A 23,777-nucleotide genomic window follows, 5' to 3' on the forward strand; every position below is an offset into this window, starting at 1 on the left:
ACGGGGGCGGCATCGACCGCCTCCACGCCTCGGCATACCCGCCCGCCCCGACGGCATTCCGGCCACGGTCAGCGGCACGACGGCTAGCGGGTCCTCAAGTGGGTAACCCGACGGGGTGGGCAATGACCGACGTGTGGTGCGGGTGCTGCTCGACCGGCGTGGCCGCACGTACGCGGAGGAAGCCGGCATCCGGCTCGCCGACCGGCCGGGACCGCTGTATCAGCTGCTGGTGCTGACCACGCTGCTGAGCACCCGGATCCGCGCGTGCATAGCGGTGGACGCCGCGCGAGAGCTGTTCGCCGCCGGCTACCGCACCCCACAGGCCATGGAGGCGGCCAGTTGGCAGGAGCGCGTCGACGCGCTGGGCCGGGGCCACTACCGCCGCTACGACGAGCGGACCGCCACCATGCTCGGCACCGGCGCCCGACTGTGCCTGGACCGCTGGCACGGTGACCTGCGACGCCTGCACCGGGAGGCGCAGGGCGACCCGGCCGGGCTGCGGCGACGGCTCACCGAGTTTCCCGGCATCGGCCCCACCGGCGCGGACATCTACCTGCGCGAGGCACAAGCGGTCTGGTCGGACGTGCGCCCGTACGCCGACCGTCGGACCTTGGCCGGGGCGAAGCGGCTGGGTCTGCCGGGGTCCCCGGATGGGCTTGCCGGTCTCGTCGACGAACCGGACTTCGGCCGGCTCGCGTCAGCGCTGGTGCGGGTGGCGCTGGGCGAGGAGTCCGCCGGTGAGGTCACCCGCGTCGCCGCCCGCTGAGGCGCTCACTTGACCGTCTTGTCCCCCGGACGGGTCAGGTGCCACACCAGCAGAGCGGCGAGCAACGCCAAGACCACCACCCCGCCGGAGATGCCACGGCCCTCCTCGGGACTGCGGCCGGCGCTGCCGAAGTAGATCACCGCGAGGCCGGCCAGCACCGTGACGAACGTACGCAACCCTCGGTCCTTCACGTCTGGCACCGTAGGCGTATCGCGTTCCCCGCTTCGTCGATTTAGGTCTTTTGTCAGCCTTCTGGGTGACCGCTCGGCAGCCAGCCTTCTGGGTGACCGCTCAACGCTCGGTGACGAACCCGCAGAGCCGCACCCGGCGCACCGCCCGGTCGGCGACCTCCACCACCTGCAGTGTCAGCCCGGGCAGGCGCACCGTCTCACCAGGGGCATCGGGCAGGTGCCGCAGTCGGGCCAGCACCAGACCAGCCACCGTCGTGTAGTCCCGGGACAACGGAAAGCTCAGCCGTACCCCCAGGTCGGGCAGGTCGTGCAGCGGGAAGTCACCGGGCACCAGCAGCGACCCGTCCGGTTCCCGTACGACCCCGCGCACGTCCCGGTCGGTCTCGTCGTACAACTCGCCGACCACCTCGGCCAGCAGATCCTCCATGGTGACCATGCCGTCGATGCCCCCGTGCTCGTCAACCACCAGGGCCAGTTGCTGATGCTCCTGGCGCAGCTGACGCATCGCGTCGGCGACCGGCAGGGTCACCGGCAGCAGCAGCGGCGCCCGGACCCGCTCACCCACCGGGGTGGTGCCGGCCCGCACCAGGTCGCGGATGTGCACCACCCCGAGCACCTCGTCCAGGCCGCCGGGCCCGGTGACGGGAGCGCGGGACCGCCCGGCAGCGGCGAGCTGTCGGACCCCCTCATCGGCGGCCAGAGCGGCCGGCAGCGTCGTCACCTCCCGCCGGGCCACCAGGATCTCCCGCAGCGTCCGGCCGGCGATGTCGAAGGCGCCGGTCAGGATCTCCCGCTGCTGGGCCGACAGGCCGCGCTGGCTGGCCAGCATCTCCCGCAGCTCCTCCTCGGTCATCTCCTCCCGGTTGGCCCGCGGGTCACCACCTGCGAGTCGCACGACAGTGTCGGTGGCCCGACTGAGCAGCCACACCGCCGGCCGGGACACCCGAGCCAGCAGATCCAGCGGGCCGGCGCTCAGTAGCGCCCAACGCTCGGCCCGCTGCATGGCCAGCCGTTTCGGGGCCAACTCCCCGAGCACCAGCGTGACGAACGTCAGGAGCACTGTCACCAGCAGCACCGCGGCGGGACGCGCCGCCCCGCCGAGGAAACCCAACGGCCCGACCAGCGGAGAGGCCAACGACACCGCGGCCGCCGCCGAGGCCAGGAACCCCGCCAGGGTGATGCCGAGCTGAATGGTGGCCAGGTAACGGTTCGGGTCCCGGGAGAGCTGCACCAACCGGTCGCCGGCGCGGCTGCGCCGACCCAGCCGCCTCAACTGCCCCTCCCGCAGGGTCACCAGCGCCATCTCGCTGCCGGAGAGCGCGGCGTTGACCAGCACCAGCACGGCCACCAACGCCAACTGCCCGAGCTGACCGCCCATCGCGTACCCCCGTCCGCCGCCTGAGGTCACTCAACCGCAGCGGGGCGCGGCGCGGGCCCGGTTTGCGACCGCGCCCCCGCTCAGTCGACCTCCAGGTCGTCCAGCGAGATGGCGTGGGTCATCAGCCACCGGGCCAGCGCCGACATCCCGAACAGCCACAGCGGCACCGACTCGGTGGGGCCGTTGGTGGCGTAGATGGCGAAGCGCAGGTCCGGCGCGCGGTACGCCTCGATCCGCCACCGGTGCTGCCGGTCCCGCCAGACCGCTGAAGGGTCCATGGCGTCACCGTAGGTGACCGACGTCGACCTCGGGGCCGGTTGGCCCGGCACCGGCTCAGCCCGGCACCACAGTCGTCCCGAACACGATGCGGGCGACGGACACCAGAAGGCTGATGCCGACCGCGGCGAGGATCAGCCAGCCGACGCCGCGCCACCCCGAGCCCCGGCCGGGCACCGGCACCGGCGGCGGTCGCCACAGCTCCCGGTACGTCCAGGCCAGCACACCCACCCCGAACGGCAGCAGACCCACCCAGAACCAGAACCACCGGGTGCCCGCCAGCGGCGGCGCGCCACCGATCAACCGGCCCAGCCACAGCACGGTCAGCACACCGGCGAGCAGAGCCGCAGCGTTCCCGATCCGCTGCCCGGGGCCCCCGTCCACGCTGCCCGCTGCGGAGATCGTGGCGAGCTGGGCGTCCCGCCAGCTCGGCGCGGCGCCCACCGACGGGTCTGGATCGGCGAGGTACGAATCCCCGGCAGGCGGTGCGCCGAAGGTGTACCGGCTCTGGCCGTTCGGCACGGTCCAGACGAGCATTCCGCCGTTCGTCGCATACTGCGGTCGGGGCCGGCTCCCCCAGTGCGCGCCGTCGTCCGCCCAGCCGGACGCCCGCTGGAATGCCACCACCTGGCCAGTCGCGAGATCCCAGTCGAGCTGGGCCTCGGTCGACTCGCGGGGCTCGACCCACCACGCCAGAGGTGCCCACAGCACCCACAGCACCGGCAGCGCCCAGCGCAGCACCACCGGGACGACAGCACGCCACCCACCACCGAGACGCCGCGACGGGGACGGGGACACCTCGAGCATCCCGCCACGGTCGCACCTCAGCGCAACCCTGTCAGCCCCGGAAGGCGTACGCGCTCAGGTGACGACGATCCGGGCGTCGTCGGGCAGCCGACGGGTCGCGCCCCGCCGGTCCAGCAACTCCAGCAGGGGCACCGCCACCCGGCGGGTGGTGTCCAACGCCTGCCGGGCCGCGGACAGGGTGAACGGCTGCGGCAACCCGGCCAACACGCGGACCGCGTCGTCGAGCACGTCGGGCAGCAGCACCACGTTGTCGGCCAGCCGCAGCAGGGCACCGGCCCGCACCGCGGCGCCGATCTCCCGGGGGCCCAGGCCGAGGTCGACGAGGCGGTCCGCTTCGGGGGCGCGGAACGGCCGGTCGCCGTACTCGGCGCGGACCCGTTGCACGGCCAGGGCCACCGGTTCAGGCAGCGCGTTGGCGCTCGCCGCCCCGACCCGACCGGCGTGAATCCGCAACGGCGGCCGGACCAGCGCCTCGACCAGCACCCGGTCGGGCAGGGCGAGGCGTTGACGCAGCGCGTCCACTGGCATCCCGGCCTCCAACGGGTGTTCCCGCGCGTGCCGGGCGACCTCCTCGGTCAACTGCTCACCGAGCCGCCGCCAGTGTGCGGGGTCGGCCAGCCAGTCACCGGCCACCGGCTCGGCGTATACCGGCCCGTCTCGCATCGGCTCGGCGTGCACCGGCAGGTCTTGCACCGGCACACCCATGCGGATCAACGCGCCGGCCCGGATCAGCCGGCGACGGCGCAGCTCCCCCGCCAGGTCGGGTCGACCGTCCAACTCGGCGAGGACCTGGGCGCGGGCGGCGGCCGCACCCCGTCGGCCCAGCGGTGGAGGTGCCACGTCCAGCACCCGTACCCCGCCGCTGACGTGGTGGCGGCCCGGGTCCCGCAGCAGCGCCCGGTCACCCACCAGCAACGGAAGTGGGCGGGCCAGCCGCAGCCGGACGGTGTCCGGGCCGAGTGGACGCACCCGTACCGGCACCGCCGCCGACCCGACGTGCAGGGTGAGGGTGGCCGGCAGGTCGGCGGCCGGGTCGCCGGCGAGCCGGACGTCGACCAGGTCGGTGTGGTGAAACCGGCCCGGGGTGAGCAACGCGTCGCCCCGGCCGAGCCGGTCGCGGGGCGTACCGCGCAGGTTGACCGCCACCCGGGCGACCGCCGCCGCCTCCGGTCGGGCCTCGCCCAGCGAGTGCAGGCCACGGACCCGGACGGGTTCGTCGGCGCCGGCCAGCTCCAGTTCGTCGCCCACCCGCAGCCGGCCGGCGCCGAGGGTGCCGGTGACGACGGTGCCGCTGCCCCGCACTGTGAAGCTACGGTCCACCCACAGCCGAACCGGGTCGTCCACCATCGGCGCGGGCAGTTGGGCGGCGAGCTGGTCCAGGGCCGCCCGCAGCTGCGGCAGGCCGGCGCCGGTCAGGCCACTGACCGCCACCGCCGGCACCGCGCCGAGGCTGGTCTCGGCGATCTCGGCGCGGGCGCGGGCCGTCGCCGGCCCCGGGTCGGCAAGGTCCGCGCGGGTCACCGCGAGCAGTCCGTACGCGACGCCGAGCGCGTCGAGCGCGGCCAGGTGCTCGGCGGACTGCGGCATCCAGCCCTCGTCGGCGGCCACCACGATCAGCGCCGCCGGAACCGGGCCGACCCCGGCGAGCATGTTCGGCACGAACCGCTCGTGCCCGGGTACGTCGACGAAGGCGACGGTGCCGCCGGACGGCAGCGTCGTCCAGGCGAAACCCAGGTCGATTGTCATCCCCCGGCGCCGTTCCTCGGCCCACCGGTCGGGTTCCATCCCGGTCAACGCCCGGACCAGTGTCGACTTGCCGTGGTCGACGTGCCCGGCGGTCGCGACGACGAACACGCTCAGTCCTCCCCGGGTACGCGCAGCACGGCCTCACGGACGGCCTCGTCCGCGTCGGCGGGCACACAGCGCAGGTCGAGCAGGAGCCGGCCGCGCACCACCCGACCGAGGACCGGCGGGTCTCCGGTGCGCAGGGGTGCCGCGTACCGCTCGGGCAGGCTCAACGCCCACGAGTCCAACTCCACCCCGGGGGCGCCGCCCCCGCCGACCACCGCGACGGCCGGCACCACCTCCGCCTTGCGGCCGTCCGCGCCGAGCCGGTCCCGCAGCCGCTCGACCCGTTCCCGCAGGGCACCCGGGTCGGCGTGCAGCGCCACCCGGGTCGGGGTGGCCGGTTGGTGCACTGTGGCGGCCAGCGCGGCCAGGGTGAGCTTGTCCACCCGCAGCGCCCGCGCCAGTGGGTGGCGACGCAACCGCTCGATCACCTCGACGTCACCCAGCAGCAGCCCCGCCTGCGGCCCACCGAGCAGCTTGTCGCCGCTGGCGGTGACCAGTGCGGCGCCCGCGCGCAGGGTGCTGGCCGCGTCCGGTTCGTCGGGCAACAGCGGGTCGGCGGCGAGCAGCCCGGAGCCGATGTCCGCGACCACCGGCACTCCGAGTGTGGCCAGTTGCCGTACCCCGACGGCGGCGGTGAAGCCGGTGACCCGGAAGTTCGACGGGTGCACCTTGAGCACGAAGCCGGTCTGCGGGCCGAGCGCGGCGGCGTAGTCGGCGAGGGTGGTGCGGTTGGTGGTGCCCACCTCGCGCAGCCGCGCACCGGTGCTCTCCAGCAGGTCGGGCAGGCGGAAACCGTCGCCGATCTCGACCAGTTCGCCGCGGCTGACCACGATCTCCCGGCCGGCGGCCAACGCGGTGGCGGCCAGCACCAACGCGGCCGCGCCGTTGTTCACCACGTGCACGGCGCCCGCGTCGGGCACCGCGGCGGCCAGCGCGTCGAGCGCGCCCCGGCCGCGGCGGGCCCGCCGGCCGGTGGCCAGGTCCAACTCGACGTCGGTGTGTCCGGCGGCGGCCACCACCGCGGCGACCGCGGCGGACGACAACGGCGCCCGACCCAGGTTGGTATGCAGCACGACACCGGTGGCGTTGAGCACCACCCGGGGGCCGGGCGTGGGCAACGCGGCGACCGCCGCGTCGCGTACCTCGTCGGGGTTGAGCTCACCACGGCGGGCGCGGCCCTGCGCGTGGGAGACGATCGCCTTGACCCGCTCCCGGCCGAGGGTCACGGTGGCGGCGGCCAGCACCGGGTCGGCGAGCAGCGTGTCCGTACGGGGCACCCGACGTCGCGGGTCCACCGGGCCGTCGCCCATCACGTCATCTCCTGCGAGCGGTGTGGCGGAGACGGACGGGAATCGAACCCGCCTGGCCCGGGTCCCGGACCACTCCGGTTTTGAAGACCGGGAGGGGCACCAGCCGCCTGAACGCCTCCACCGGACATTCGATCACACCGCGGGCGGGACCGCCCGGTCAGCTGGAAGATCCATGCCGTTTCGCCGTGCCTCGACCCGTTCGCGCTGCGGCACCACCGTGTACCGGGGGTCGCGGGCCGAGGCGACGCCACCGTAGAAGATGCCGAACCGGGTCAGCACCGACGCGGCCAGCAGCGCGGTCCCCGAGAGCGCCCCGACCACCCGACTGCGCCGGCCCAGCAGAGCACCCGTCACCCCGCCGACGGTCAGCAGCCGCCCCGCACGCAGCAACCGACCCGGCCGGCCCAACCGGTAGGGCTCGCTGAGCAGGCCGAGGCGGGTCTCCACCCGATGCGCGCCGTACAGCTCCAGGGCCGCGCCGGCCACCGCCATCCGGCGGGCCGGCCCGGCCTGGGCCGGCGGCGCGGCGAGCAGACCGACGCCGGCGCCGCTGGCCAACGCGCTGCCCGCGAAGATCACCGGCAGCTCGGGGTACGCCTCATGCCAGGACGGCACCGCCGTGTCGGCCAGCAACACCCCGGTGTACGTGGCCAGCGCCGGCGCGGTGCCGGCGGCGAGCAGCCCAGCGGCGTGCCCGATCGGCGGCAACGCCCGGCCGGCCAGCCCGAGCAGACCGTGCCGGGGCAGCACACCGGCCGCCTCGGCGATCGCGGCGAGGCCCGCCGCCGGCCCGTACGCGGTGAGAATCCAGGTACCCATCGACATCGGCGAGGTCGGCTTGGCCACCCGCAGCATGTGGTGGAACCGCGCCGGCCGGCCCAGGTCCTTCACCAGGAAGACGGCGCTGGCGCTGACGGCGGCCAACGCGGTGACCCGACCGGCGCGCCGCAACGCGGGCCGGCCGGTGAGCTGCCCGCCCGCTGCCAGCAGCGACGAGCCGGCTGCCAACCCGCCGGTGAACAGGTACGCGGCGATGTCCCACTTCCAGACCGGCCCCTTCAGAACGGGCCGACCGTAGTAGGACGTGAACTCGGCCTCCGGCACCCGCAGTTCCTCACCGCCGCCGCGCCGCCTGCCCCGCCGGCCCTGCCGGCCCTGCCGGCCCCCGGCTTCGGTGCTTCGCCGCGGCGTCAGGTCGCCCCGGCTGCTGCTGGCGGCGGTGCCCGTGTCGTCCGGATGGTCGCCACCGCTCGTGGCCGCCGCGCCGCTCGCGGTGCGGGGGCGGTCGTCGCTCACCCGTGGGCGGTCGCCGCCCTCGGCGGCGAGGCGCTCCCGGAAACGACGGAACCGGTCGCCCACGGGGCCGGGTGGGGTCATGAGGAACCTCCGACGAACGCGGCGACGGTCGCCGCCGCCATGGCGAGAGCGGCGAGGCCGGCGCGCTTCCACATCTTCGGCAGGTCACGCGTGGTCACGACCGGGTCGGGCGGCAGCCCGTACACCTCGGGTTCGTCCAGGAGCAGGAAGAACGCCCCGTCACCGCCCACGCCGTCGTTCGGGTCGTGCCCGTACAGGCGGGCCTCGCGGACCCCCCGGTCGTGCAGCGTCGCCACCCGCACGGCGGCGCGTTCACGCAACTCCTCCAGGGGCCCGTACTGGATCGACTCGGTCGGACACGCCTGCGCGCACGCCGGAGTCATCCCCGCGCCCAACCGGTCGTAGCACAGCGTGCACTTCCACGCCCGACCGTCGTCCTTACGCTGATCGATCACCCCGTACGGACACGCCGAGATGCAGTACCCACACCCGTTGCAGATGTCCTCCTGCACCACCACCGTGCCGAACTCGGTGCGGAACAACGAACCCGTCGGACACACGTCCAGGCAGGCCGCATGCGTGCAGTGCTTGCAGACGTCCGACATCATCAACCAGCGGAAATCCGTGCGCTCCTCGACGCCAGTGCCCCGGCCCGGAGGCTGGACCCCCGGCATACCCAGGAACTGCGGCCCCCCGCCGACCGGCTGGGCAGGGCCGGCGTCGACCGGCGCGCCGAGGACGTCCGCCGGTGCGGCGCCATGCCCGGCCGGGCGGGGCTGCTCGATGAACGCGACGTGTCGCCACGAGTTCGCGGTCAACGCGCCGGTGTTGTCGTACGACATGCCGAGCAGGTCCAGGCCGCTCTCCGGGACGCCGTTCCACTCCTTGCAGGCGACCTCACAGGCCTTGCAACCGATGCAGACGCTGGTGTCGGTGAAGAACCCCATCCGGGGCGGCGCGTTCTCATAACCTGCCTCGGGCGCCGGGTCCAGCGGGCCGTACAGGCTGTTCGGGTCAGGAAGCACCGTGCTCCTTCCCCTCGTCGTCGGTGGTCACTGCCGGCGCGTGCTGGCCGGGGACGATCCCGGCGCGCCGCTGGTAGTCGGCAACCAGGTCGAGCAACGCCGGGCCGGTGGGACGACGGCCCGGCCGCACGTCGCAGGTGCCGACCTTGCTCTCCTGGATCAGCACGTTCGGGTCCAGGCTGATGCCGAACAGGTCGTTGGCCGAGTCGCCGGTGACCAGACCCTCGAAACCGAAGTGGTACGGCAACCACACCTGGTGGATGATCCGACCGTCCACCCGCAGCGGGGTGAGCCGGTCGGTCACCAGCACCTTCGCCTCGATCACCGCACGGCCGCTGACCAGATGCGCCCAGCCCAGATGCGTCAGCCCGACCTCACCGGCCAGGGCCGGGGACACCTCGACGAACATCTCCGGTTGCAGCTCGGCCAGCGGTGACACCGTCCGACTCATCGCACCGGCGGTGTGGTGCTCGGTGAGCCGGCTGACAGTGAACACGTACGGGAACACCTGGCCGTGCTCCTGCGGCGGGCTCGGGTTCACCGAGTTCACCGGGTGCGCGTACATCTTGCGGGTCGGGTTGGCCTGCTGACCGTAGAGCGGGTTACGCACCGGCGACTCCACCGGCTCGTAGTGCGTCGGCAGCGGCCCGTCCAGGACACCGCTGGGCGCGTACAGCCAGCCCTTGCCGTCGCCCTGCATGACGAACGGGTCGTCACCCGCGATGCCCTCCGGCCCGGACGCGCCGGCCGGCGGCCGGTACGACGGTGGCTTGGTCTTCTCGAAGTCCGGCACGTCGTAACCGGTCCACTCGGACTTCTCCGCGTCCCACCACACGTACCGCTTGCGCTCGGACCACGGGTTGCCGTCCGGGTCGGCGGACGCACGGTTGTAGAGGATGCGCCGGTTCGCCGGCCACGCCCAACCCCACTCGGCGGCCACCCAGTCCTGCTCGTGTCGGGACTTGCGCCGCGCCGCCTGGTTCACGCCGTCCGCGTACACCCCGGTGTAGATCCAGCAACCGATCGCGGTCGAGCCGTCCGCGCGGGCCTCGGCGAAGCTGGACAGCGGGCGGCCGGTCGCCACGTCGTACCCGTTGATCTCGCGCAGCACCGCCTCGGCGCTCGGCTCCGCGTACGGACCGTGCGTGGGGTAGTCCCAGGTGAGGTCGAGCAGCGCGCGGTCACGCGGCAGCGGCGAGTCGGCCAGCTTCTCCCGCAGTTTGCGGCCCAGGTGATAGAAGAACCACAGCTCGGAGCGGGCGTCGCCCGGCGGCTCGACGGCCTTCTCCCGCCACTGCAACAACCGCTGCGTCTGGGTGAACGTGCCCTCCTTCTCCACATGCGACGCGGCGGGCAGGAAGAACACCTCAGTGCGGCACTCCTCCGGCACGATCTCCCCGGTGGCGACCTCCGGGCCGTTCTGCCAGAACGTCGCGCTCTCGATCATGAACAGGTCCCGGACCACCAACCAGTCGAGGTTGGCCATCCCGAGCCGCTGCGCACGACCGTGCGCGGAGCCGACCGCCGGGTTCTGCCCGAGCAGGAAGTACCCCTTGATCTTCCCGTCGATCATGTTGAGCACCTGCTGGTAGGTGCCGTGATCACCGGTCAGCCGAGGAAGGTAGCCGTAGCAGAAGTCGTTCTCCGGCGTCGCCGCGTCACCCCAGTACGCCTTGAGCAGGCTGGCGGCGAAGGACCGCGCGTTACCCCAGAACCCCTTCTGCCCCGGATGGCGAATGCTGTCCACCCACTCGTCGAAGCTCGGGTGTTCGGCGTGGTGCGGCATCGGCAGATAACCGGGTAGCAGGTTGAACAACGTCGGAATGTCGGTCGAGCCCTGAATGCTGGCGTGGCCACGAAGCGCCATGACCCCGCCACCCGGGCGACCCATGTTGCCCAGCAGGAGCTGGATGATCGCGCCGGTGCGGATGTACTGCACACCCACACTGTGCTGCGTCCAGCCAACAGAGTAGATCAGCATGCCGGTGCGGTCCCGGCCGGAGTTCGCCGTCCACGCCCGCGCCAACTCCAGGAACTGCGCCTGCGAAATACCGCAGACCCGCTCCACCATCTCCGGGGTGTAACGGGCGAAGTGTCGCTTGAGGATCTGATAGACGCAGCGCGGATGCTGCAACGTCTCATCGCGCCGGGTCTGCCCGCCCACCGGCGCGCCGTGCGACTCGTGCGTCAACCCCGCGGCGCTGTCCCGCTCCTGGGCGGTGTGCCCACTGCCCGACGAACCCTCGTGCCCCTCGTACTGCCAGCTGTCCTGCACGTAGGTGCCGGTCTCGGGGTCGAAGCCGGAGAAGAAGCCGTCGCCGTCCTCGGTGTCGCTGAACTCTTCGCTGACGATCGTCGCCGCGTTGGTGTAAGCGAGCACGTACTCCCGGAAGTCCAACTCGTTGTCCAGGATGTAGCGCACCACCCCGCCGAGCAGCGCGATGTCCGTGCCCGCCCGGATCGACAGGTACTCATCCGCGACCGCACTCGTCCTGGTGAACCGTGGATCGACGTGGAAGACCTTCGCACCCTTGCGCTTGGCCTCCATCACCCACTGGAAACCCACCGGGTGCGCCTCAGCCATGTTCGAACCCTGGATGACGATCACGTCAGCGTTGGCGATGTCCTGCTGGAAATCCGTCGCACCGCCACGACCGAAGCTGGCCCCCAGACCGGGGACGGTGGCGGAGTGTCAAATACGGGCCTGGTTCTCGATCTGGAGCGCCCCCATCGCGGTGAACAACTTCTTGATGAGGTAGTTCTCCTCGTTGTCCAGCGTCGCCCCACCCAGACTGGAGATACCCAGCGTCCGGTTGAGCGGCCGGCCCTGCGTGTCGACGTCCTCCCAGGTCTGCTCGCGGGCGGCGAGGATCCGGTCGGCGATCATGTCGATCGCGGTGTCGAGCTCCAGATCCTCCCACTGGGTCGAGTACGGCCGGCGGTAGCGGACCGTGGTCTGCCGCAGCGGGCTGGTCACCAGGCTCTTGCTCGCCGAACCCTTCGGACAGAGCCGACCCCGCGAGATCGGGCTGTCCGGATCACCCTCGATCTGACTGACCTGCCCGTCCTTCACGAACACCCGTTGACCACACCCAACAGCGCAGTACGGGCAGACCGAACGAGCCACGCTGTCGGCGGTATCGGTGCGGGCGGTGAGCGCGCGGGACCCGTCGGACTTCGCCGCCGCACCCCGGCCCAGCGGGTCCGTGCCGGTGAGCTGGCGATAGACCGGCCAGCCCTCGATAAAGGTCCGTAACCCCAACCCCGACACCCCCTCCCACGCGAGCGATCCTCTGAAGATAGGTCAACTGAGACAGGTTCGCGAACCGAGGACACACGACCAGCGCCGCCCCCGGCCGGTGGGCTGGGGGCGGCGCTGGTGTCGGTGTGCAGGTCGCCTCTCGGCGAGTGGCACGACGCGGCTCCAGCCGAACGGTATTCCGCGAAGGCGATATTAGGTGAGGCCCGGGGACACTGAGTCACACCGACACCCCCCACAACCAGCCCGCACCCCGCGTTGTTCCCCGGCTCCACCCATCCGATCCTCGCCCGGCCGTCCCGCCGCGTGGCGGTAACACTGCCCCGCCGGGTCGCTCCGCCGCCGGGTCCCATCGCCGCCGGGCCCATCGCTGTCGGGCCGCCCCGCCGCCGGGTCCCATCGCTGGACAGCGGTCGCCTCACGACCACAACACCCGCCAACGCGCCACCCTTCGGCTAGAACCCACGAGATCTTGGACAGTTTCCGTTACGGCAGAACGGAAACTGTCCAAGATCTCCTGGTGGCCACCGACCGGACCGCGCCATCCGCTTCTGGCAGCGCGGCATCCGCTTCCGGCGGCACCCGGCGGCGCGACGGTCCGCGACCAACGCCGGTGCCTGCCGCACACGGAAACGGAAGTGCCGCTGGCCGGCACCCTGGTTTGCGGGTGCCGGCCAGCGGTCGGTGTCGTGCTGTGGTGTCGTGGTGTCGTGGTGGTGCGGTGGTGCGGTGGTGCGGTGGCGCCGTGCCCTGGTGCTGGGTGCTTGTGGTGTGGTGTGGTGCTGTGGTGCGGGTCAGCTGTTCCAGTGCTGGCCAACGAGGTCGGTGGCCTGCTGCTCCCACTGGGCGTAGGCGTCCGGGTACGCCGACACCTGCACCGTCTGCGCGGCGTCGGTCAAGGCCATGTCCTGCCACCCGTCGACCTGCTTCAAACCCTTGAGGAACGCGGTCGTGGAGTACTCAGGGTCGGTGATCTGCTCCGGCGTACCCCAACCCGAGCTCGGGCGCTGCTGGAACAGGCCCAGCGAGTCGTGGTCGTTTAGGTCACCCAGGTGACCCAGGTTCTCCAGCTTCGACTCCTGCAGGCTCGTCGCGATCGAGATGACCGCGGCCCGCTCCGGCAGACCAGCCTTCTTCGTAGCGGCGATGATCGCCTTCACGTTCGCGGTCTGCTCGTCATTCAGGCTGATACGCGACTGGTCGCCCTGCGGCTTCGGCGCCGCCGACTGCACAGCCACCGCGACCGGCTTGGCATCCACGGCCGGAGTGGCGGCGTGGGCGGCGATCGGGCCGGCGAACACACCACCGGCGAACGCGAGACCAACAACAGACAACATGCTCTTACGGAAGATCGTGTTCATCAGGAGTAGCTCCTTCGGGGGTAGAACACCCACACCGCCAAAAAGGGGGAACGGCGGTTGATGGGTGTGAGCACCTCGTCCGGCGCTGCAACAAACAAAGCGGAAAAAGTCTTGGGGGGTGACACCGTGTGGGGCGTCGGGTCGGCGACCTGCCGAGCGCGGGGGCTCGTGGCGCCGGGACCCTGTGTAACGACCCGAGGGCCGCGGTCATTCCGGGGTTGGCCCACCTGCCGGCACCCTCATCGAGGCGGTGCCCGACGGCCGTTCGTGGGGACTGTAACGACCGGGTGGAGGCGGGCATTCCAGCCTGCGCGACCAGCCCTCAGGGTCGGGCGGCGGGCCGGTGGTACTGCGATCGTCAGGGTATGTAACGACCCCGGCCCGGCCACGATTCCGGCCTGAGGGTGCGCCCAGTCACCACCCACGAACGGACAAACCCACCCACACCCACCGGGCCGACAGCGCCGAACCGACCCTCACCTACGGGACCCACTCGGGTTCACTGAAGTCGGGCCATCCCGGACACCCAACACACCCCAGACTTCCGGAAACCCGAGTCGACCACGACCGGGCCGAGCACGCGAAGCCCACACAAACCGGACAGGCTTCGCGCCTGAGCAGGGTCATGTCGGCGCGCCTGGCGCAGCGGGTTGGGATCGACCTGAGCGACACCGGCTCTGGTGGGCGTTACCCTGACACCATGCAGGCCGTCTCCCCCACCGCGACCGGCGTGGCCTTTCTGGCCCGCCCGGGTCGCCCCGCTGTGGTGGCGCGGACGCTCGCCGAGCTTGCCGGCCCGACCCGAGGTGTGGTGGAGCTGCCGGTACGGCTGATGTGGAACGCCGAGCGCACCTTTGACCTCGGCGACCCGGACCAGTTGCTCTGGATGTACGAGAACGTGCTTCGCGAGACCACTCGGGCCGAGGATCTGCGCGCTCTGATCAACGGGCGGACACTGCGTCGGGTGTGGCGACTGCTCAACCTGCCTCGGGGCGTACGCCAGGCGTGGGAGAGCCGGCACCGCGGCCTGCGCGCGGCGTGATCGAACCTCATCTGCACGAGTTCTACCGGGAGGTGGCCCGGGTGGCGCTTGCCGCCGCCGGGCCGTACCGGTTCGTGTTGGGTGGTGGGGTGGCCTGGGCGGCGCACGGGCTGGTCGCCCGACCGACGGAGGACGTGGACCTCTTCGCGGACGTGGAGGGTGCCGCGGCGGCCGCGTCCGCCGGGGTGCGGGTGGCCCTGGAGCGGGCCGGGTTCATCGTCAGCGACGCCGACCCGGACAGCGAGCTGGCCGAACTGTTCGACGGGTACGAGCAGGACATGAAGGATTTCGTGGTGAGCCGCGACGGACGGCAGATCCGGCTCAGCCTCGCCCGGTTGGACCGCCAGCAGAGCCCGGTGGTGATGGACCTGGGTCCGGTGATGGACGTTCGTGACCTGGTGGCGAACAAGATCGCGGCGTTGGTCAACCGGCGGGAGGTTCGCGACTTCATCGACGTGGCCGCAGCTCTCGACCACTACGACGTGACCGAGCTGTTGGTGTTGGCACGGCAGGTCGACCCGGCGCTGGACCCGGACGACGTCCGCGCCGCCGGCCGCTACCTGGACCGGCTCTCCGACCAGCGTTTCGGCCGTTACGGCCTGGCCGCCGCCGACGTCGCCGCGATCCGGCAACGCTTCGCCGCCTGGCCACGCTGACCGGGTGGGCATCCCGAGCGGACGCCCACCCGCCGGCCTGTCACTTGGTCGGTCGACCGCCCGTGACCCCCAGGATCTCGCCCGTCACGTAGCTGGACTCCTGCGAGGCGAAGAAGACGTACGCGGGCGCCAGCTCAGCCGGCTGCCCGGGACGCCCCTCCGGGGTGTCGGTGCCGAACTGCTTCACCTTCTCCTCCGGCATGGTGGACGGGATCAGCGGCGTCCACACCGGCCCCGGTGCGACAGCGTTGACGCGGATTCCCTGCTCGGCCAGGTCGGCGGCGAGGGCCTTGGTGAAGTTGGCGATCCCCGCCTTGGTGGTGGCGTAGTCCAGCAGCTGCGGCGACGGGTCGAACGCCTGGATCGACGAGGTGTTGATGATCGCCGACCCCTCGGCCAGGTGCGGAATGGCGGCCTTGCAGAGCCAGAACATCGCGTACAGGTTGGTCTTGAACACCCGGTCGAACTGCTCGCTGCTGATGCCGAGGATCCCCTTGTCCTGCGACATCTGGTACGCCGCGTTGTTCACCAGGATGTCGAGGCCGCCCAGGTCGCGCACCGCCCGGTCGACCAGTTCCTGGCAGTGCGCCTCGTCGGTGATGTCACCGCGTACCGCGACGCCCCGCCGGCCGGCGGCCTCGACCAGCCGGATGGTCTCCCGGGCGTCGGCGTCCTCCTCCTCACCGAGGTAGGAGATGAGCACGTCCGCGCCCTCTCGGGCGAAGGCGATCGCGACCGCCCGGCCGATCCCCGAGTCACCGCCGGTGATCAGCGCCCGCTTGCCGTCGAGCTTGCCGCTGCCCCGGTACGACTCCTCCCCGTGGTCCGGCTTCGGGGTCATCTCCCTCGTCGAGCCGGGCGCTGACTGCTGCTGTGCGGGTTGACCGGACTGCTGGCCGTACTGGCTGGTCGGGTCCTGCTGGGTGTGCTGGTCCTGCTGGGTGTGCTGGTCCTCGCTCACTGAAACTCTCCTCGCTGCGCGCGGGAAGCGGGGCCTTCCCGCGAATGCCGTCCCTGACGGCCCTACCCTGCGTCGGCCTGCGGAAACCGCTGCATCGATCGGGGCTGCCGTGGCGGGAGTGCCGGGTGCTGGTTATGGTGCGCAAGGCGCTCACGAGGCGCGTCCACCCCATGGAAAGGCACGTCATGACCTCTCCCTCCGGCCCGTCGCGCCGCCAGGTGCTCGTGGTCGCCGCGGCCGCGGCGACCACCCCGCTGATCGCCGCCGCGCCCGCGCAGGCGGCCGGCGCGGCCCGGCCGCGCACCTGGGACCTCACCCTCCTGGGCACCTCGGACACGCACGGCAACGTCTACAACTGGGACTACTACCGCGACGCCGAGTACGACGACAGCAAGCAGAACGACATCGGCGTGGCGAAGCTGGCGACCCTGATCAATCAGATCCGTCGGGAGCGGCGCGGCAAGGCGACGCTGGTGCTCGACGCCGGCGACACGATCCAGGGCACGCCGCTGGCCACGTACTACGCCAAGCAGGAGCCGATAACCGCCACCGGGGAGAAGCACCCGATGGCACGGGCCATGAACGTCATCGACTACGACGCGGTGACGCTGGGCAACCACGAGTTCAACTACGGTCTGCCGTTGCTGGACCTGTGGATCCGTCAGCTCGGCTTCCCGGCGCTCGCCGCGAACGCCGTCAACGCGAGGACCGGCAAGCCGGCCTTCCTGCCGTACGTCATCAAGAAGGTCTCCCTCGGTTTCGCCGCGCCGACGCTGCGGGTCGGCATCCTGGGGTTGACCAATCCCGGTGTGGCCATTTGGGACAAGGGCAACGTCGAGGGAAAGCTGCGTTTCGACGACATGATCGCGACCGCCGCGAAGTGGGTGCCGATCATGCGGGCCCGCGGCGCGGACCTCGTTCTGATCTCGGCGCACGGCGGCGACAGCGGCACCTCCAGCTACGGCCCCGAGCTGCCGAACGAGAACCCGGTGGCGCTGATCGCCCAGCAGGTGCCGGGGATCGACGCGATCCTCTTCGGTCACGCGCACAACGAGGTGGTCGAGCGGTTCGTGACCAACGAGCGCACCGGCACGCAGGTGCTGCTCTCCGAGCCGTCGAAGTGGGGCCAGCGGCTCACCCGGATGGACTTCACCCTCACCCGTGAGCGCGGACGGTGGGCGATCACCAAGAAGGCCGCCACCATGCTGAACACCAACACTGTGGTCGAGGACCCGAAGGTGCTCGCCGCCGTGCGGGCCCAGCACCAGAAGACCATCGCGTACGTCAACCAGGTGGTCGCGCAGTCCACTGTGGAACTGTCGGCGGCGGCGTCGCGCTACGAGGACACGCCGATCCTGGACTTCATCAACCACGTGCAGACCGAGGTGGTCGGCGCGGCGCTGGCCGGCACGGCGTACGCGGACCTGCCGGTGCTGTCGATCGCGGCCCCGTTCAGCCGGACCGCCGTCTTCCCGGCCGGCGACGTGAAGATTCGCGACGTGGCCGGCCTGTACGTGTACGACAACACCCTCGAGGCCGTCGTGCTCAGCGGCGCCGAGGTGCGCGCCTACCTGGAGTACTCGGCGAAGTACTTCCGTACGTTCGCGCCGGGCGCCCCGGTCGACCCCGAGCAGATCAGCGACCCGGCCGTGCCGGACTACAACTACGACGTCTTCTCCGGCCTGGACTACGACATCGACATCTCCAAGCCGGTCGGACAGCGGATCACCCGCCTGGTGCTGGCCGGCACCGACACCCCGGTGGCGGACAACGCGCAGTTCGTGGTGGCGGTGAACAACTACCGGCGCAGCGGCGGCGGCAACTTCCCCGGCATCGTGAAGACCCAGGTCTACAACGCGCAGCAGGAGATCCGTCAGCTGCTCATCGACTGGGCGCAGGCCAAGGGGACGATCGACCCGGCCGACTTCTTCCAGCCCAACTGGCGTCTCGTACGCGAGGGCGTGCCGGTCTTCTGACCGCAGCGCATCACGAACGGGCCGTGGGTGGCGACACCCGCGGCCCGTTCCGCGTTTCTCAGCCCTGCACGTTCCAGCGGATCGGGTCCTCGGACTCCTCCGGCCGGTCGCGCCCGGGATCGGTCTCGGTCAGAGCCACCCGCTCGTCGGGCCGGACGGCGGGCGGCAACTCCCCGAACCGCGCGTGACGCAGAAACTCGTACTCGTCGTCGGTGAACGGCTGCTCGGTCATCAGCACCTCCCCTGCTCCCGTTGTGATTGTCCGGCGATCGCGCCGGTCGACACCAGTAGCCGGACGCACACCCTCTAAGGCGTCCTAGGATCCTGGGTGAGCGGTGGTGGCCTGGCGCGATGGATGGGACAACCGGTCGAGCACCGCGAGCGCCGCCCGGATCGGGCGGCGGCCCAGCATCTCGTCGAAGCTCGCCCGCCCTTGGCAGAACTGCACGAACATCCGCCAGCCCGGTGGGGTCGCCAACAGGGCGTGGAACACGTCCGGGCGACGGGTGAACACGTCGAGCAGCCGGAACCCCGCCCGCATCTCCGGCAGCAGACGCTCGGCCACCGCCCGCTCGTACCCGGCCAGGTCACCACCCGCGACCGCAGCGCCGGCCAACTCACCGGAGCGCAACGCGAAGCTGATGCCCTCCCGGCTCCACGGCTCCAGCAACCCCGCCGCATCCCCCACGACCAGCACCCGGCCGTTGCGCAACGGTGAATCCTCCGCGCGGCAACGGGTCAGGTGACCGGAGTCGTGCTCAGCCGGCAACCCGGTCAGACCCAACCGGTCGACGAACCTCCGCAGGTAGTCGCGGGTCCCCTCCCCCGCACCCCGCGCGGCGATCACGCCGACGGTCAGCCGGTCGCCCTTGGGAAAGACCCAGGCGTACGAGCCCGGCATGTCGCCCCAGTCCAACAACAACCGGCCCCGCCACCGCTCCTGCTCGGCGGGCGGCACCGGAATCTCCAACTCCAGACCCAGATCCACCTGCCGGTACCGCACTCCGACGTGCCGCCCGGTCACCCCCGACGAGCCGTCCGCCCCGATCACGGCACGAGCCGCGATCGTCGTACCGTCGGCCAGCCGCAGGCGTACCCCCTCGGGGTCCTGCTCGATCGCGCGGACCGCGACCCGCTCCCGCAGTTGCGCGCCGACGGCGACCGCCGCCTCGCGCAGCCGGTCGTCGAACTCCTCACGGCGCACCATCGTCACCACCGGACTGCCGTTGCGGCGGGTGAACTCCCGACGGCCGTCGCGGGTGAACGTCACCCGGTCCACCCGGTCGTGCGCGGGCACCTCGATCCGATCCTGAACGGCCGCCAGCGAGGTGCCGATCAGTCCACCGCCGCAGGTCTTGTACCGCGGGTGCACGGCTCGCTCGACGACAAGGGTGGAGACGCCCGCACGGGCAGCGGCGTGCGCCGCGGACAGCCCCGCGGGGCCAGCGCCGACAACGACGAGATCCCAAACGATCACGGAAGCAGCCTAGGGCACCTTCCTCGCCCGACCGCCGGACCCGCCCGCCGTCGCGACCGCCCGATCGGGTGTGCATCTTCGGGCACCGAGGGGGTAACCGGCGCACGGCAACCGCCACCGCAGTGGCGGACGAGCACAAGGAGGAACCATGCAGCAGGTGCAACTGTCGGAGGCCGAGCAACGGGTGTACCAGGCGGTCACCACCCTCGAGGCACGCGGGCAGGTGCCCTACCCGGACCTGATCGCCGAGGAATCCGGGCTGACCGCGGAGCAGGTGGGCAGCCCCCTGCACCTGCTCACCGAGAAGGGCCTGCTGCACCGCGAGGACTCACCGATGGCCGGCCTCGACTTCGGTCCCCGGTTCTGCGCCCGCCAGATGGCGTGACCGACGGAACCAGCCGGCACGGTTCGCCCCCCGACGACCCGGGTAGCGGTCAACCATGCATGACCGAGGGTCGACGGGGGGCGCGGTGAGCGCGGCGCAGACGCCGCAGCCGGTGACAGCGGCCGAGAACCGACGACGCTGGCAGGCGGTCGGCGTCGGACTCGTCGCCGCCTTCATGACGCTGCTCGACGTGAGCATCGTCAACGTGGCCGTGCCCTCCATCGACCGGGCACTGCACGCGTCGTCGAGCGACCTGCAGTGGATCCTCTCCGGGTACGCGCTCACCTTCGGACTGGCGCTGGTGCCCGCCGGTCGCTTCGGCGACGCCCGCGGTCGGCGCAACGCGTTCGTCTTCGGCATCGCCCTGTTCACCGTCACCAGCGCGCTCGCCGGGCTCGCCACCTCCCCGACCTGGCTGGTCATCGCCCGACTTCTGCAGGGCGCCGCCGCCGGCGTCGTCAACCCCCAGGTCATCGGGCTGATCCAGCAGCTGTTCCGTGGGCCCGAACGCGCCCGCCCGTTCGGGCTGCTCGGCGCCACCATCGGCATCTCCACCGCCGTCGGGCCGCTGCTCGGCGGACTGCTCATCGCCATCGGCGGCGAGGAACACGGCTGGCGCTGGGTGTTCTTCGTCAACGTGCCCGTCGGTGTCCTCGCGGTGATCCTCGGCTGGCGGCTGCTGCCCGGCCGCCCCAGCGGCCAAGCCGGCTGGCATCGACTCGACCCCGTCGGCGTCCTGCTGCTCGGCGTCGGAGTGGTCCTGGTCCTGCTGCCACTGGTACAGGAGCAGCAGTGGCAGACCCCCTGGAAGTGGGCGCTCATCCCGGTCGGCCTGGCGGTGTTGGTCGCCTTCGGGCTCTGGGAGCGACGGTACGCACGCCACCACCAACCCCTGTTCGACCTCCGGCTGTTCAGCTTCCAGTCGTACACCCTGGGGTCGATCCTGGCGCTCGTCTACTTCGGCGGCTTCACCGCGATCTTCTTCATCTTCACCCTGTTCCTACAGATGGGCCTCGGCTACAGCGCCCTCGTCGCCGGCCTGGCCATCACCCCCTTCGCCCTGGGCTCCGCCGCCGCCGCCGTGCTCGGCGGTCGCATCGTCAACCGCTTCGGCCGACCACTGGTCGCCATCGGACTGCTCACCGTGGTGGTCGGACTGGCCGCCACGGTGATCGCACTGCACCTCTTCCCGGACGCCCCGGCACCCTGGGTCACCGCCGGCCCACTGCTCGTCGCCGGCATCGGCAGCGGGCTGGTGATCGCCCCCAACCAGACGATCACCCTCTCCGAGGTGCCGGTCGGGCAGGCGGGCAGCGGCGCCGGCATGCTCCAGACCGGCCAGCGGATCGGCGCCGCCGCCGGCATCGCCGCCGTCGGCTCGCTGTTCTTCTCCACGCTGGCCGACAGCCGCGGGGACTGGACCAACGCCTTCGAACAGTCCCTCATGCTCGCCACCGGCATCATCGCGCTCGCGCTGATCACCGCGCTGATCGACATCTGGCGGAGCCACAACCACAAAACCTGATCGGGGTACGCCGCTGGCCGGCACCCGGGTTTGCGGGTGCCGGCCAGCGGTCGGTGTCCTGCCGTGCCGTGCCGTGGTGCGGTGCGGTGCTGGGTGCTTGTGGTGTAGTGCTGTGGTGCGGGTCAGCTGTTCCAGTACTGGGCGACGAGGTCGGTGGCCTGCTGCTCCCACTGGGCGTAGGCGTCCGGGTAGGCCGAGACCTGTACGGTCTGCGCGGCGTCGGTCAAGGCCATGTCCTGCCACCCGTCGACCTGCTTCAAACCCTTGAGGAACGCGGTGGTGGAGTAGGCGGGGTCGGTGATCTGCTCCGGCGTGCCCCAACCACTGGACGGGCGCTGCTGGAACAGGCCCAGCGAGTCGTGGTCGTTCAGGTCGCCCAGGTGACCCAGGTTCTCCAGCTTGGACTCCTGCAGGCTCGTCGCGATCGAGATGACCGCGGCCCGCTCCGGCAGACCGGCCTTCTTCGTAGCGGCGATGATCGCCTTCACGTTCGCGGTCTGCTCGTCGTTGAGGCTGATGCGCGACTGGTCGCCCTGCGGCCTCGGCGCCGCCGACTGCACGGTGACCGCGACGGGCTTGGCATCCACGGCCGGGGTGGCGGCGTGGGCGGCGATCGGGCCGGCGAAGACACCACCGGCGAACGCGAGACCAGCAACAGACAGCATGCTCTTACGGAAGATCGTGTTCATGGGGGTAGCTCCTTCGGGGGTAGAACACCCACACCGCCACAAAGGGGGGAACGGCGGTGACGGGGTGTGAGCACCTCGTCCGGCGCTGCATCAAACGGGGAAAAAGTCTTGGGGGGGTGACACCGTGTGGGGCGTCGGGTCGGCGACCTGCCGAGCCGGAGGGCTCGTGGCGCCGGGACCCTGTGCAACGACCCGAGGGCCGGGGTCATTCCGGGGTCGGCCCACCTGCCGGCACCCTCGTGTGGCGGTGCCTGCGGTCGTTCGTGGGGGTTGTAACGACCGGAGGGCCGGGGTCATTCCGACTTGCCCTCAGGGGTCGGGCTGCGGGTCGGTGGTACTGCGATCGTCAGGGTATGTAACGACCCCGGCCCGGCCATGATTCCGGCCCACGAGTGCCCCGGGCCACACCCCACCAACGCCCACCAACGGACAAACTACCCATTACCCACCGGGCCGACAGCGCCGAACCGACCCTCACCTGCGTGATCCACTCGGGTTCACTCAAGTCGGGCCATCCCAGGCACCCAGCACACCCCGACTTCCGCAAACCCGAGTCGACCACGACCGGGCCGAGCACGCGAAGGCCGTAAGACGGACACCATGCTCTTGGCTGGGGCCCTCACCGTGACCGCCTTGAAGGCCGTCCGCCGGTGTCACCCACCCCACCCGGGAAGAGACTGTCGCCGGTGAAGAGGCGCGGGCCGGGCCGAGTCTCGACGCGTCGGCCGTACCCAGGTGTGTCGACGTCGACATCGGCGGGCATGGCCGTACCGATCATGGCCCGATGAACGGCGTTGGCGGGCCGCCCTCTCTCTGAACAGGCTGGCGCCCGTCGGAGTGTTCCGACGGGCGCCAGCTTGAGTGCTGTCCGGGCGCAGCCCGGTGGTGTGGATTAGTGCGCCGCACCACCGAAGCGCTGGCGTCGACGCCAGGCCAGGGTCAGCAGCAGCATCACGGCTCCGGCGCCGACCAGGCCGCCACCGAGCTTCATGGGCGTGCCGAGGCTGTCACCCGTGACGGGCAGCGGCTGCTTCTTGTGCAGCACCCGCAGCTCGGTGGTGGCGGTACGGCCGGACTCCCGGCCCGTGGCGGTGAAGGTCAGCAGACCCGTCACTGACGGCTTGTAGCTCTTGGTGAAGCGGCCCTGGCCGTTGGTGTACGCCGTGAAGTGCAGGGGCGCGCTCGCCTGGTAGGCAACCGGAGCCATGGCCACGGTGCTGCCGTCGCTGCGGCGAGCCGGAGCCGCACCGCCGGCCGGAGCGGCCTGCGGAGTGACGGTCACGTTGATGTCGACGGTCTCGTTCGGGCCGAAGTTGGTGCCGGTCAGCACCACCGTCTCGCCGAGGTAGATCGTCGGGCGGTTGACGGTCAGCGACGCGGCGGTCGGCGGGTACGGCGGTGGTTGCGGCGGATCGGTGGTCGCGGTGGGCTGCGGCTGCGGCTGTGCCGCCCCCGCTGCCGTCGGCACGGCCACCACGGCCAGGCCGACCGTGAGCGCCATGATGATGCGGGATAGCCGCATGAT

General features: G+C 71.5%; 21 protein-coding genes and 1 tRNA gene. 6 read left to right on the forward strand and 16 right to left on the reverse strand.

Annotated elements, in window-relative coordinates:
* The first annotated feature begins 115 nt into the window (after positions 1–115).
* The gene (locus tag NIE111_RS19100; protein ID WP_238685680.1) at positions 116–766 is read left to right on the forward strand and encodes a hypothetical protein; all 651 of its coding nucleotides are present in this window, start codon (positions 116–118) and stop codon (positions 764–766) included.
* 5 nt (positions 767–771) lie between these two features.
* Here NIE111_RS19100 and NIE111_RS19105 read toward each other — a convergent pair whose 3' ends face one another.
* From NIE111_RS19105 to NIE111_RS19155, 11 genes are all read right to left on the reverse strand, one after another.
* Complete coding sequence (locus tag NIE111_RS19105) at positions 772–957, reverse strand: hypothetical protein (protein WP_036410487.1); 186 nt, start codon at positions 955–957, stop codon at positions 772–774.
* A 100-nt stretch (positions 958–1,057) separates the two neighbouring features.
* Positions 1,058–2,335: a hemolysin family protein gene (locus NIE111_RS19110; protein ID WP_238685681.1), complete on the reverse strand. Its 1,278-nt coding sequence runs from the start codon at positions 2,333–2,335 to the stop codon at positions 1,058–1,060.
* An 80-nt stretch (positions 2,336–2,415) separates the two neighbouring features.
* Positions 2,416–2,613: a hypothetical protein gene (locus tag NIE111_RS19115; protein WP_030327722.1), complete on the reverse strand. Its 198-nt coding sequence runs from the start codon at positions 2,611–2,613 to the stop codon at positions 2,416–2,418.
* A gap of 55 nt (positions 2,614–2,668) precedes the next feature.
* A complete protein-coding gene (locus tag NIE111_RS19120) occupies positions 2,669–3,418 on the reverse strand; it encodes a hypothetical protein (protein ID WP_238685682.1) in 750 nt (249 codons plus the stop codon).
* Positions 3,419–3,472: 54 nt separating this feature from the next.
* Positions 3,473–5,272, reverse strand: coding sequence for a selenocysteine-specific translation elongation factor (gene selB, locus NIE111_RS19125; protein WP_238685683.1), 1,800 nt, complete (start codon positions 5,270–5,272; stop codon positions 3,473–3,475).
* A 2-nt stretch (positions 5,273–5,274) separates the two neighbouring features.
* Complete coding sequence (gene selA / locus NIE111_RS19130; protein ID WP_238685684.1) at positions 5,275–6,579, reverse strand: L-seryl-tRNA(Sec) selenium transferase; 1,305 nt, start codon at positions 6,577–6,579, stop codon at positions 5,275–5,277.
* A 23-nt stretch (positions 6,580–6,602) separates the two neighbouring features.
* Positions 6,603–6,698: transfer RNA gene (locus tag NIE111_RS19135), tRNA-Sec, on the reverse strand.
* Positions 6,699–6,711: 13 nt separating this feature from the next.
* Positions 6,712–7,956, reverse strand: a complete 1,245-nt coding sequence (gene nrfD / locus NIE111_RS19140; RefSeq protein ID WP_238685685.1) for an NrfD/PsrC family molybdoenzyme membrane anchor subunit — start codon at positions 7,954–7,956, stop codon at positions 6,712–6,714.
* The gene (locus NIE111_RS19145; protein ID WP_238685686.1) at positions 7,953–8,921 is read right to left on the reverse strand and encodes a 4Fe-4S dicluster domain-containing protein; all 969 of its coding nucleotides are present in this window, start codon (positions 8,919–8,921) and stop codon (positions 7,953–7,955) included. Before NIE111_RS19145 ends, nrfD begins: the two co-directional genes overlap by 4 nt.
* Positions 8,911–12,183, reverse strand: coding sequence for a formate dehydrogenase (gene fdh, locus NIE111_RS19150; protein WP_274531313.1), 3,273 nt, complete (start codon positions 12,181–12,183; stop codon positions 8,911–8,913). The genes NIE111_RS19145 and fdh overlap by 11 nt, the downstream gene beginning before the upstream one ends.
* A 791-nt stretch (positions 12,184–12,974) precedes the next feature.
* Positions 12,975–13,541 carry a hypothetical protein gene (locus tag NIE111_RS19155; protein WP_238685687.1) on the reverse strand — a complete coding sequence of 189 codons (567 nt, stop codon included), beginning with the start codon at positions 13,539–13,541 and terminating at the stop codon, positions 12,975–12,977.
* Positions 13,542–14,241: 700 nt separating this feature from the next.
* Between NIE111_RS19155 and NIE111_RS19160 the strand changes: the two genes are divergently transcribed.
* The gene (locus NIE111_RS19160) at positions 14,242–14,583 is read left to right on the forward strand and encodes a hypothetical protein (protein ID WP_124770765.1); all 342 of its coding nucleotides are present in this window, start codon (positions 14,242–14,244) and stop codon (positions 14,581–14,583) included.
* Complete coding sequence (locus NIE111_RS19165) at positions 14,580–15,239, forward strand: nucleotidyl transferase AbiEii/AbiGii toxin family protein (RefSeq protein WP_238685688.1); 660 nt, start codon at positions 14,580–14,582, stop codon at positions 15,237–15,239. Before NIE111_RS19160 ends, NIE111_RS19165 begins: the two co-directional genes overlap by 4 nt.
* Positions 15,240–15,279: 40 nt before the next feature.
* Here the strand turns inward: NIE111_RS19165 and NIE111_RS19170 are convergent, their stop codons facing one another.
* Positions 15,280–16,200 carry an SDR family oxidoreductase gene (locus NIE111_RS19170; protein ID WP_372488363.1) on the reverse strand — a complete coding sequence of 307 codons (921 nt, stop codon included), beginning with the start codon at positions 16,198–16,200 and terminating at the stop codon, positions 15,280–15,282.
* A gap of 185 nt (positions 16,201–16,385) precedes the next feature.
* Here NIE111_RS19170 and NIE111_RS19175 point away from each other — a divergent pair, with 185 nt between their 5' ends.
* A complete protein-coding gene (locus NIE111_RS19175) occupies positions 16,386–18,176 on the forward strand; it encodes a bifunctional metallophosphatase/5'-nucleotidase (protein WP_238685689.1) in 1,791 nt (596 codons plus the stop codon).
* A gap of 58 nt (positions 18,177–18,234) precedes the next feature.
* On the opposite strand, the gene NIE111_RS19180 is transcribed toward NIE111_RS19175, so the two are convergent.
* Both NIE111_RS19180 and NIE111_RS19185 read right to left on the reverse strand, forming a co-directional pair.
* On the reverse strand, positions 18,235–18,408 hold the full coding sequence (locus NIE111_RS19180) for a hypothetical protein (protein WP_238685690.1): 174 nt from the start codon (positions 18,406–18,408) through the stop codon (positions 18,235–18,237).
* Between the two features lie 84 nt (positions 18,409–18,492).
* Entirely contained in the window at positions 18,493–19,653 is a 1,161-nt protein-coding gene (locus NIE111_RS19185; protein WP_238685691.1) for a geranylgeranyl reductase family protein, read from the reverse strand.
* A gap of 148 nt (positions 19,654–19,801) precedes the next feature.
* On the opposite strand from NIE111_RS19185, the gene NIE111_RS19190 reads away from it, so the two are divergent.
* Positions 19,802–20,038, forward strand: coding sequence for a hypothetical protein (locus NIE111_RS19190; RefSeq protein WP_091397890.1), 237 nt, complete (start codon positions 19,802–19,804; stop codon positions 20,036–20,038).
* Positions 20,039–20,093: 55 nt separating this feature from the next.
* A complete protein-coding gene (locus tag NIE111_RS19195) occupies positions 20,094–21,563 on the forward strand; it encodes an MFS transporter (protein WP_372488364.1) in 1,470 nt (489 codons plus the stop codon).
* Positions 21,564–21,685: 122 nt separating this feature from the next.
* Here the strand turns inward: NIE111_RS19195 and NIE111_RS19200 are convergent, their stop codons facing one another.
* Both NIE111_RS19200 and NIE111_RS19205 read right to left on the reverse strand, forming a co-directional pair.
* Positions 21,686–22,252, reverse strand: a complete 567-nt coding sequence (locus NIE111_RS19200) for a hypothetical protein (RefSeq protein ID WP_238685693.1) — start codon at positions 22,250–22,252, stop codon at positions 21,686–21,688.
* Positions 22,253–23,144: 892 nt separating this feature from the next.
* Complete coding sequence (locus tag NIE111_RS19205; protein WP_238685694.1) at positions 23,145–23,774, reverse strand: hypothetical protein; 630 nt, start codon at positions 23,772–23,774, stop codon at positions 23,145–23,147.
* Positions 23,775–23,777: the final 3 nt, after the last annotated feature.

Origin of the sequence: Micromonospora hortensis (assembly GCF_022230935.1) — a bacterium.
Classification (GTDB): domain Bacteria; phylum Actinomycetota; class Actinomycetes; order Mycobacteriales; family Micromonosporaceae; genus Micromonospora; species Micromonospora hortensis.